This window comes from Mesorhizobium sp. M7A.F.Ca.CA.002.15.2.1, from assembly GCF_003998715.1.
GTDB lineage: Bacteria > Pseudomonadota > Alphaproteobacteria > Rhizobiales > Rhizobiaceae > Mesorhizobium > Mesorhizobium ciceri.
Map to the genome: position 1 here is coordinate 1 of NZ_RZPI01000128.1, position 10,172 is coordinate 10,172.

Annotated in this window: 11 protein-coding genes and 1 pseudogene; 9 read left to right on the plus strand and 3 right to left on the minus strand. The window is 64.8% G+C overall.

The window, feature by feature from the left end:
- Both ENZ74_RS10265 and ENZ74_RS10270 read left to right on the plus strand, forming a co-directional pair.
- A pseudogene (locus ENZ74_RS10265) lies at positions 1–1,075 on the plus strand (peptidase M15); the annotation flags it as partial.
- Between the two features lie 176 nt (positions 1,076–1,251).
- Positions 1,252–1,443 carry a hypothetical protein gene (locus tag ENZ74_RS10270; RefSeq protein ID WP_013529739.1) on the plus strand — a complete coding sequence of 64 codons (192 nt, stop codon included), beginning with the start codon at positions 1,252–1,254 and terminating at the stop codon, positions 1,441–1,443.
- An 87-nt stretch (positions 1,444–1,530) separates the two neighbouring features.
- Here ENZ74_RS10270 and ENZ74_RS10275 read toward each other — a convergent pair whose 3' ends face one another.
- Complete coding sequence (locus ENZ74_RS10275; RefSeq protein WP_027161408.1) at positions 1,531–2,169, minus strand: 2-dehydro-3-deoxy-phosphogluconate aldolase; 639 nt, start codon at positions 2,167–2,169, stop codon at positions 1,531–1,533.
- A gap of 311 nt (positions 2,170–2,480) precedes the next feature.
- Here ENZ74_RS10275 and ENZ74_RS10280 point away from each other — a divergent pair, with 311 nt between their 5' ends.
- The 3 genes from ENZ74_RS10280 (at position 2,481) to ENZ74_RS10290 (ending at position 5,267) form a co-directional block, all read left to right on the plus strand.
- Entirely contained in the window at positions 2,481–3,401 is a 921-nt protein-coding gene (locus ENZ74_RS10280; protein WP_013529741.1) for a rhodanese-related sulfurtransferase, read from the plus strand.
- A 115-nt stretch (positions 3,402–3,516) separates the two neighbouring features.
- Positions 3,517–4,254 (plus strand): tellurite resistance TerB family protein, encoded by a 738-nt coding sequence (locus ENZ74_RS10285; RefSeq protein WP_024502721.1) that lies wholly within the window; start codon positions 3,517–3,519, stop codon positions 4,252–4,254.
- Positions 4,255–4,511: 257 nt separating this feature from the next.
- Positions 4,512–5,267, plus strand: coding sequence for an SDR family oxidoreductase (locus tag ENZ74_RS10290; protein WP_063168939.1), 756 nt, complete (start codon positions 4,512–4,514; stop codon positions 5,265–5,267).
- Positions 5,268–5,368: 101 nt separating this feature from the next.
- Here ENZ74_RS10290 and ENZ74_RS10295 read toward each other — a convergent pair whose 3' ends face one another.
- Entirely contained in the window at positions 5,369–5,743 is a 375-nt protein-coding gene (locus tag ENZ74_RS10295) for a YciI family protein (RefSeq protein ID WP_013529744.1), read from the minus strand.
- 152 nt (positions 5,744–5,895) lie between these two features.
- A complete protein-coding gene (locus ENZ74_RS10300; protein ID WP_024502719.1) occupies positions 5,896–7,080 on the minus strand; it encodes a pyridoxal phosphate-dependent aminotransferase in 1,185 nt (394 codons plus the stop codon).
- Positions 7,081–7,163: 83 nt separating this feature from the next.
- On the opposite strand from ENZ74_RS10300, the gene ENZ74_RS10305 reads away from it, so the two are divergent.
- From ENZ74_RS10305 to denD, 4 genes are all read left to right on the plus strand, one after another.
- On the plus strand, positions 7,164–7,850 hold the full coding sequence (locus ENZ74_RS10305) for a GNAT family protein (RefSeq protein ID WP_063170329.1): 687 nt from the start codon (positions 7,164–7,166) through the stop codon (positions 7,848–7,850).
- A gap of 10 nt (positions 7,851–7,860) precedes the next feature.
- Positions 7,861–8,829 carry a cation diffusion facilitator family transporter gene (locus tag ENZ74_RS10310; RefSeq protein WP_063168938.1) on the plus strand — a complete coding sequence of 323 codons (969 nt, stop codon included), beginning with the start codon at positions 7,861–7,863 and terminating at the stop codon, positions 8,827–8,829.
- Positions 8,830–8,918: 89 nt separating this feature from the next.
- Positions 8,919–9,131, plus strand: a complete 213-nt coding sequence (locus ENZ74_RS10315; RefSeq protein ID WP_013529748.1) for a hypothetical protein — start codon at positions 8,919–8,921, stop codon at positions 9,129–9,131.
- Positions 9,132–9,147: 16 nt separating this feature from the next.
- A complete protein-coding gene (denD, locus tag ENZ74_RS10320; protein WP_024502716.1) occupies positions 9,148–10,125 on the plus strand; it encodes a D-erythronate dehydrogenase in 978 nt (325 codons plus the stop codon).
- The last annotated feature ends 47 nt before the right edge of the window (positions 10,126–10,172 follow it).

A 10,172-nucleotide genomic window follows, 5' to 3' on the forward strand; every position in this document is an offset into this window, starting at 1 on the left:
GGCCGACGACAGCGCCGATGTCGAGACCGCTTCGGCCGCCCCCCCGCCCAAGGCGAGAAACCTGAAGCCGGCAGCGGCGGCCAAGACCAGCAACCTCCCGGGCATCGCCATCGTGGCGCCGGAGAATGCGCGGCGCGCCGAGATTCCGCAGGTGACCGAACAGCAGGCTCCGGAGCCTGAACAGGACACGCCGGAGACGATCATCGCGGCATTGCCGGCCCGAAGCATTCCGCTGCCGGATTTCGCACCGCGGCCGAAAGCCGATGTCGGCGCGCAGCAGCCTGAGAATGTTCCCTTCGCGATGGCGGAGGCGACAGCCACCACCGAGCAGGCCGTGGCGACCGCGCATGCGCCGGCGAGCGTTCCTTTCGGCATGGCCGATGCAACGGCTTCGGCTGATGCGACCCAGGTCGCGGTCAACAACATACCGTTGCCGACATGGCGTCCCGACAATTCGCTGCCGGCCGCTCTGGCTGCGCCGCCCAGCAAGGATGTGCTGATGGCGCTGGCCGAGACGGCCGACCAAGGCAAGACCGCGACCGATGCGTTCTCGGTGCTGCCGACGGCGCGGCCCGAGATGGCCAGGCCGGACGCGGTCAAGGCCGTGCTCGACGAGGCCAATGCCCAGGTCGGTGCGGCCGATTACCAGCTTGCTTCCTTGTCCGGGTCCGAGCCGCGTTCGGCGTTCAACGATCCGGGCACCAACACCGCATCGCCGCGCGATGCTGTCGTGGCCCGCCCAGTCGGTTCCGATCCGGCCGCCGCGATCGGCGCCGGCGTCAAGACGACCCGCAAGGAATCGAGAGCCACCGCCCGCGACCTGAAGCCAGGCCCCAAGGCCATGGTGGTTGCAGCCGCACCGCAGGCCGCCCGTTGGGCCTTGACCAGCGGCGAGCAGGTCGCCACCGTTTCAAGCGCGACGACGGCGCCGGGTTACGCCTACAGCATCGTGCACACGCCGCCGAGCGAGGTCTACACCGCTGGCTTCCAGCCGAGCAGCCAGGTGGCCGATGCCAATCGCTTCACCGGCAACGCCGTCAAGTTCATGTCGGTAGCCCGCTTCCAGACCAAATGACGGCAAATCAACCGACAAAGCCGCGCCGGGCAACCAGCGCGGCTTTTTGCTGCGTGGCCGGATCCGGTCGCGCGGCCCGCCGGCTTCCGATCACACCGGCCTGACATTGCCGTGATCGTGGAACGCCTCGGGCCGTCAACGGTTTCTCCCTCGTTCGTTCAAACCCGGGGATACCCATGAAGAAGATTCTACTGGCATCGGTCATCGCGTTGGCAACCGCTTCGGCGGCCATCGCCCCTACGCAGGCCGAAACCATTGTCGTCAAGACCCACGATCACATGCACATGAAGAAGCACTGCCGGACCAAGGTTGTCACGACCTGGAAGCATCATCATAGGGTGGTCAGGGAAGTCAGGGTCTGCAACTGATCCGGCCAAGGCAGGCCTGGAAAAAACATCCGGCGGAAGCCCGGTCGACGCAAGTCGGCCGGGTTTTTCCATGCCGCCATGAAAGCCTTATTTTGTGAGCTTGCTCGCCGCGCGCGCCAAGCCTTCGATCTCGTCCCATTTGCCGGCCTTGACGAGGTCGTCGGGCGCCACCCAGGAACCGCCGACGCAGACCACGTTGGGCAGGCTTAGATAGTCAGCCGCGTTCTTGGCCGAGATGCCGCCGGTCGGGCAGAATTTCACATCGGCGAGCGGCGAGGCGAAGGCCTTCAGCGAAGCGATGCCGCCCGACTGCTCGGCCGGGAAGAATTTCAGGAAGCGCAAGCCGGCTTCGCGCGCGGCCATGATCTCGCCGGGGGTGATCGCACCGGGCAGCAGCGGAACATCGCTGGCGGCGGCTGCCGACAGAAGCTCGCGGGTGATGCCGGGGCTGACGATGAAGCGCGAGCCCGCGGCGGCCGCCTCTTCGAACTGCCTGGCATCAAGAATGGTGCCGGCGCCGACGATGGCTTCCTCGACTTCACCAGCGACCCGCCGGATCGCTTCCAGCGCGTCGGCGGTCCTCAGCGTGATCTCGATCGCAGGCAGGCCGCCGCGCGCCAGAGCGCGGGCCAGCGGCACGGCATTGGCGACATCGGAGATCTTCAGCACCGGGATGACGGGCTGGCCGTTGAGGAGCGACAGAAGTTTTTCGGTCTTGCTGGGCATGTGTCTCTCCGTGGCGTGGGACAATTCAACCGATTAGCAGAAGGCCGTTTTCCTGTCCACGAAACCGGCCGTGTCGCGATGTCACGCGTCGCCCATACTCGCCAAGCCCAAGTTGACAAGGGTGGCTGCCGGCTCGATGGTGCCGACAGCTTTGGTCCCGGTGGCTTTTCAGGATAGGAATTTTTTCTTGACTCCCTGATCTCAGCTATGGTACAAATTCACCCATGGTGCAGATTTGCGCCAGTGACCCGCCGAACAGGATGCCTGCTTTGCCTTGAATCGGCTTGCTCGAGCGTCTAGTGGCTTCGGCGATGACATCACTTCCACTCCTTCGCGTCGCCGCGCTCTACCGGTTTGCCCGGCTCGACGCTTTCGAAGAACTGCGCGCGCCGCTCGCCGCATTCTGCTGCGGGCGCGGCATAAAGGGCACGCTGCTGCTGGCGCATGAAGGCATCAACGGCACCGTCGCCGGCAGCGAGACGGCAATTGCCGAACTGATCGCGTATCTCGAAGCCATCGAAGGGCTTGCCGGACTCGAGGTCAAGTACAGCGCGGCCGCGGACATGCCGTTCCATCGCATGAAGGTGCGGCTGAAGCGCGAGATCGTCACCATGGGTGTCGATGACATCGATCCTTCGAAAAGTGCCGGCACCTACGTCGCGCCGGCCGACTGGAACGCTCTGATTTCGCAGCCCGGCACTGTCATCATCGACACGCGCAACGCCTATGAGGTGTCGATCGGCACGTTCAAGGGTGCGATCGACCCGGCCACCGCAAGCTTTCGCGAGTTCCCGGCCTGGGTGGAAACGCACCGGGCGGAGCTCGAAGGCCGCAAGGTTGCGATGTTCTGCACCGGCGGCATACGCTGCGAAAAGGCAACCGCCTATGTCAAATCGCTCGGCTTCGAGGATGTCTTCCATCTCAAGGGCGGTATCCTCAAATACCTCGAGGAGGTTCCGGCCGAACAGAGCCTCTGGCAAGGCGAGTGCTTCGTCTTCGACGAGCGGGTTTCGGTGTCGCACGGCCTTGCCGAGGGCGACGCGGAACTGTGCCGCGCCTGCCGCCACCCGCTGACGCCGGGCGAGCTGACGTCGCCCAAATTCGCTGCCGGTATTTCGTGCCCGCATTGCTTCGATGCGCGTTCGGACGAGGACCGCCAGCGTTATGCCGAGCGCCAGCGCCAGGTCGAGCTTGCGCAGGCGCGGGGCAGGGGGCCGCATATCGGCTCCTGATCCAGCATCGTGCTGCTGCAAAGCGGCTGCCTGTCATTGCAATGTCAAGTTTCGGGACCTACGTCTTCGACGTTCGAAACCCGCCCGTTGGCCGGGCAAATCCTGGAGGCACTGAATGTTCGATCCCAAGAAGCTTCTCGACGATCTGCTCGGCTCGCAAATCCCCGGCACCAGCGGCACCGTTCGCGACAAGGCGGGGCAGGCCGTGCAGATGGCCAAGGACAATCCGCTGGCCGCCGGTGCGCTGGCCGCGGTGCTGCTCGGAACCGGTACTGGCCGCAACGTGACGGGCGCCGCGGTGAAGCTTGGCGGACTGGCCGCGATCGGCGGCCTCGCCTACAAGGCCTACCAGAATTACAAGGCCGGCAACGCGCCCGCGGAAGCACCGGCGGCCGGTGAACCGGAATTGCTGCCGCCGCCCAAGGATACCCCCTTCCACCCGTCGCAGGCGCCGCAAGGCGAGGACGAATTCACGCTGACCCTGGTGCGGGCGATGATTTCGGCGGCGAAGGCCGATGGCCATATCGACGATGAAGAGCGCCAGAAGATCGCCGGCAAGCTCAGCCTGGCCGGCATAGGCTCCGACGCCGAAAAGTTCCTGATGGCGGAGCTGGCAAGCCCGCTCGACCTCGACACGCTGGTGGCCGGCGCCAAGACCGATGCGCAGAAGCTCGAACTCTACACGGCGTCGCGCCTGACCATCGATCCCGACACACGCGCCGAGCGCGGTTATCTCGACCTGCTTGCCGGCCGGCTCGGCCTGCCGGACGCGCTGGTCGACCATGTCGAGGCGACGGTTTCGGCGGCCAAGGTGCCGGCCAAGGCCGGGACGTCACCCAATCCGCGCTGGTAGGCCAAAACGGCACAGGGGGCACTTTCCGGGTTAACCGCTCATTAACCCAGCAAGCGCATCATTCAACACAGTCGGATCGGCTTTTCCTCCTCCCAAGCCCGGTTCAGATCAGGGGCGGTCGCCAATGGCCGCCCTTTTTGTCGGTCCGGCCGGATGGACACGCTTGCCATCGCCGCCGTCATTTGCGATGCCTTCCTTTTCGAGCCAACCCCCCAAAATCAGTCGAGCAAGCGCAGCGCTGCCGGAGGACAATAGCCATGACCGAGCAAAGAACCGCCATCGTCACCGGGGCCGGCACGGGCATCGGCAAGAGCGTCGCCACGGCGCTGCTCAGGGCCGGCTGGAACACGGTATTCTGCGGACGCCGCAAATCCGTGCTGGATGCAGCCGTGGCTGAGGCCGGGTCCACCGACGCCAAGGCCCTGGCGGTTGCCTGCGATATCAGCAAGGCAGGCGAGGTCGACGATCTGTTCGAGACCGTGGCGGCGGCCTTCGGCCGTGTCGACCTGCTCTTCAACAATGCCGGCATGGGCTACAAATCGACGCCGATCGACGAGATACCGGTCGAAGTGTGGAACGATATCGTCGGCGTCAACCTCACCGGTTCGTTCCTGTGCGCCCGTGCCGCCTTTGGCGCCATGCGCAAGCAGAAGCCGATGGGTGGCCGCATCATCAACAACGGTTCGGTGTCGGCCTATGCGCCGCGCCCGGGCTCGGTGCCCTACACGGCGACCAAGCATGCCATCACCGGACTGACCAAGACGCTGGCGCTCGACGGTCGGCCCTATGACATCGCCTGCGGCCAGATCGACATCGGCAATGCGCTGACCGACATGGCGCAGCCGATGACGGTCGGTGTGCCGCAGGCCAATGGCTCGATCGCAGCCGAAGCGGTGATGGATGTTCAGCGCGTCGCCGACGCCGTCGTCCACATGGCCAGCCTGCCGCTCGACGCCAACGTGCTGTTCATGACCGTGATGGCGACCAAGATGCCGTTTGTCGGGCGTGGGTGAGCAGCCCGGTTCGCGTAAGCGAATTCATCGTGCCAGTGGCACGATGAAAGGCCGGCGAACGCTGGGACGCTGCGAAGCAGCGGGGACCCAGCCGGATGGTTTTATTTCCCGGCCAGCGGCACGCCGGGCTTGAACAGCAGAATGGGCCTGATCTCGTAAACGGCGGTGGGATTGACGCGGCGAAGGTCGCGGGCGATCGCGATGGCCTCGTCTCGCGTGGCGCAGTCGACGACATAGAGCCCGAGCAACTGTTCCTTGGTTTCGGCGAAAGGACCGTCGATGATCACACCGTCGCCCGGGCCGCGCAGGGTGATGGCATCCTGTGTTGCGCCCAGACGCGCGGACGGCCCCAGCGTGCCTTCCTCATGAAGCCGGGTGTTGATCTTCAGCAGGTCGGCCATAAGTGCTGCATCTTCCTGCGGCGTCAGCGCCTTGATCGCATCTTCCACGTGATAGGCAAGGATTGCGTAGAACATTTTATGTCACCTGCTTCGATCCTGATCCAGGGAGCGTAGCGGTTCCCGACACGCCCGCCCAGCCTTGGCCGTGCGTGTCCGGACAGATCATGACACCATCATTGTCGCCAGCCGCAACCACCCGGAAAGAGGCCACCGGCCTGCTTTGAAGCCTACTTCGCCAGGAACGCTCCGATCCGCTCCAGCGCGCGCAAGATGTTCTCCTCGGAATTGGCGTAGGAGAGCCTGATATAGCCTTCGCCGAGAATGCCGAAATCGGGACCGCCGATCAGCGCCACGCCGGCCTCGTCGAGCAGTGCCGAGGCGAGCTTCTTGGCCTTCCAGCCGGTCTTCGAGACGTTGGGGAAGGCGTAGAACGCGCCCTTGGGCGTGATGCAGGATATGTTGGGCAGGGCGTTCAGTCCCTCGACGACGATCTTCCGGCGGCGGTCGAAGGCGCGCATCATCTCGTCGACGTCGTCCTGCGGGCCGTCGATGGCGGCGATGCCGGCAAACTGGCTCGGCGCGTTGACGCAGGACCAGCAATTGACCGCCAGCTTGCGCACCTTGTCGTAGAGATGGGCGCCCTTGTCGCCATTCGGCCAGATCGACCAGCCCATGCGCCAGCCGGTCATCGCCCAGGTCTTCGACCAGCCGTTGAGCACGATCAGCCGGTCGCGGATTTCGGGAAAGCCGAGCAGCGAGCAATGCGTCTCGCCATCATAGGTCATGACGTCGTAGATTTCGTCGGAGAGGATGGCGACCTGCGGATGCGCCTCCAGCCCCTTGACCAGTTTCTCGATCTCGGCGCGAGGCGTGACGCCGCCGGTCGGATTGGCGGGCGAGTTGAGGATCAGCAGCCTGGTCTTCGAGGTGATCAGCGCCAGCGTCTCCTCGGCCGAGAAGGCAAAGCCGTTTTCTTCGCGCATCGGCACGGGAATGGGTGCCGCACCCGTGAACTCGATCATCGAGCGGTAGATGGGAAAGCCGGGGTCCGGGTAGAGGATCTCGGCGCCGGGCTCGCCGAACATCAGGATCGCGGCGAACATGGTCGGCTTGCCGCCGGGCAGGATCATCACCGTTTCGGGCGATATCTCGACACCGGTGGTGGTCAGCGTGCGGCGCACCACCGCCTCGCGCGTCGCCAGCAGGCCATTGGCCGGCGTGTAGCCGTGATGGCCGTCGCGCAGCGCCTTGATCGCCGCCTCGACGATGTGCTGCGGCGTCTTGAAGTCGGGCTGGCCGATGCCGAGATTGACGATGTCGCGGCCTTGTTGGGCAAGTGCTGTGGCCCTCGCAAGCACGGCGAAGGCGTTTTCCTCGCCAAGGCGGTCGAAGGCCGAAATCGTGTGGAGCATTTTTCCCGTCCGTGTGGTTCTTGCTGTTGGGTCGCGTTTTTGTGAGCCTCAGCCCGCAAAAGTCAAACGGATTGGAGCATTCGGTGTCGGAAAATCTCAGGGATTGGCAACCGCGTCCGCGGCCTGAACGCAAGACCATCGACGGTCGATACGTCCGGCTTGAACCGCTGAGCGCTGCAAAACACGGCGACGGCCTCTATGAAGCGTCCTCCGTGTCCGATATCGACGACCGCTTCGCCTGGTTGCCCGATTATCCGCCGGAGACCCGCGCCGCCTTCCAGCCATGGCTGGACAAAGTCGAGGCCAGCGAGGATCCGCTGTTCTTCACCGTCATCGACAAGGCCAGCGGCAAGGTCGCCGGACGCCAGACGCTGATGCGCATCGATCCGGCCTACGGCGTCATCGAGATCGGCAACATCTATTGGGGACCGCTCATCTCGCGCAAGCCGGGAGCAACCGAAGCGCAGTTCCTGTTCATGAAATACATCTTCGACGGGCTCGGCTATCGCCGCTACGAATGGAAGTGCAACAACCGCAACGAGCCATCGAAGCGGGCGGCCGAGCGGTTCGGCTTCAAGTTCGAAGGCATTTTCCGCCAGCATCTCATCGTCAAGGGTGAAAACCGCGACACTGCGTGGTATTCGATCATCGACAAGGAATGGCCGGCGCTGCGCAGTGCCTATGAGGCGTGGCTCGATCCGGCCAATTTCGATGGCGACGGCCGGCAGAAGCGACGGCTCGAGGATTTTCGCGCGGAATTCGGCGCTTAGGAGTTCACTATTGGCACATACCCACGATCACACCGGGCACGGTCACGGCCCTGGTCATGTGCATGGCTCGACCGACAAGAAACGCGTTCTGATCGCAGCCTGCCTGACCGGCGGCTTCATGGTCGCCGAGGCGCTTGGCGGCATCCTCACGGGCTCGCTGGCGCTGCTGGCCGATGCCGGCCACATGCTCGCCGATTCGATCGCGCTCGGCCTTGCCTGGTATGCGTTTCATCTTGGCGGCCGGCCGGCGACCGTTCGCCTCACCTATGGCTTCGGCCGGGTCAAGACGCTGGTGGCCTATACCAACGGCATCGCCATCTTCGTCATCGCGCTGTGGATCGTCTATGAAGCCTGGGGACGCCTGCAGGCGCCGGCGCCGGTGCTTGGCGGGCCGATGCTGGTGGTGGCGATCCTCGGCCTGCTGGTGAACCTCGGCTCGTTCTTCGTGCTGCATGGCGGCGACCGCGAGAGCCTGAACATGCGCGGCGCCATCCTGCATGTGCTTGGCGACCTGCTCGGCTCGGCGGCGGCCATCGCGGCGGCGCTGGTCATCCTGGCGACCGGCTGGACGCCGATCGACCCGATCCTGTCGGTCCTGGTTTCACTGCTGATCCTCTACACGGCGTGGTCGCTGATGCGGGAGGCCGCCCATGTCCTGCTCGAGGGCGTGCCGCCAAGCCTCGACCGAGATCTGATCGCCAGGGATATCCAGACGACGATCCACGGTGTACGCGAAGTGCACCACATGCATGTCTGGTCGCTCGACGGGACCAGCAATATGGCGACGCTGCATGCCTGTCTAGACGAGGGCGTCGATGCGCATCAGGCGGTGAGTGCCGTCAAGAAGCGGCTTGCCAGCGAGCACGGCATCAGCCATGCCACCGTGGAACCGGAATTCGGGCAATGCGCCGACGATGGCGACGAGCACGACCACGGGCACGAGCATGAAGCGGCTGCATATCACGACCACCATCACTAGGACCGGATCGATCGATGTCGATCGTCCTGCCTCAGGAGTTGCAAAACCTTGAAAACCAGCTTGACGAACGCCCATCCTCCGGACGCGGCATGATGGACCGCGACACCAGGAACGCGGTCATCGCTGCCGCGTGGATCATGCTGCTGTTCGGTATAGGCGCCTACTATCTGCCGACCGTGATGCTGGCACTCGGCAGCCTTTCCACTGTGCTGGCCGGCGCCTTTGGCATCGTCTTCGTGCTGGCGTTCTTCTCGGTGTTCTGGCTGCGCGCCCGCAACCAGCGCAAAAACCAGGGTAAATAGGCAAGGGATCTTCGACATGCGCATTCTGATCACTGGCGCCGCGGGTATGGTCGGCCGCAAGCTCATCGCCCGGCTGGCCAAGGACGGGACGCTGCGCGGGGGCAAGATCACCGCGCTCGATCTCCACGATATCGTGCCGCCACAGGCGCCGAGCCTGGATGGCGTCAGCGTCACGCTGCACACCGGCGATCTCGCCGAAGCGGGTGCCACCGAGCGCCTGGTCGCATCGCGCCCCGACGTCGTCTTTCATCTCGCCGGCATCGTATCCGGCGAGGCGGAGGCGAATTTCGAACTCGGCTACCGCGTCAATCTCGATGGCACGCGCGCCCTGTTCGATGCCATCCGGGTGGCGGGCTTTGCGCCGCGCGTCGTCTTCACCTCGTCGATCGCGGTGTTCGGCGCGCCGTTCCCGGACGTCATTCCCGATGACTTCCATCCGACGCCGCTGACCTCTTATGGTACCCAGAAGCAGATGAGCGAAGCGCTGCTGGCCGACTATTCCAGGCGCGGGTTCTTCGACGGTATCGGCATCCGGCTGCCGACCATCTGCGTGCGGCCGGGCAAGCCGAACAAGGCGGCGTCGGGCTTCTTCTCGGGCATCATCCGCGAGCCGTTGAGCGGCCATGAGGCGATCCTGCCGGTGCCGCGCTCGGTCGTGCACACGCATGCCAGCCCCCGCTCGGCGGTCAACTTCCTGATCCATGCGGCGGGGATCGACGGCAGCGCTGTCGGGCCACGCCGCAATCTGACCATGCCCGGCGTCGCCGTCACCGTCGGCGAGCAGATCGAGGCGCTGGAACGCATCGCCGGGCCGAAGGCGGTAAGCCTGATCCGCGAGGTTCCGGATGACACGATCTGGGCGATCGTCAAGGGCTGGCCGACGCGCTTCGAGGCAAAGCGGTCGCGGGAGCTCGGCTTCAGCGCCGAAAAGAGTTTTGACGAGATCATCCGCGCTCACATCGAGGATGAGCTCGGCGGCAAGATCGCGGGTTAAACTCCGACCCTCGTGGCGTCGGGCATCATCCGCCGCTCGCCAGGCTT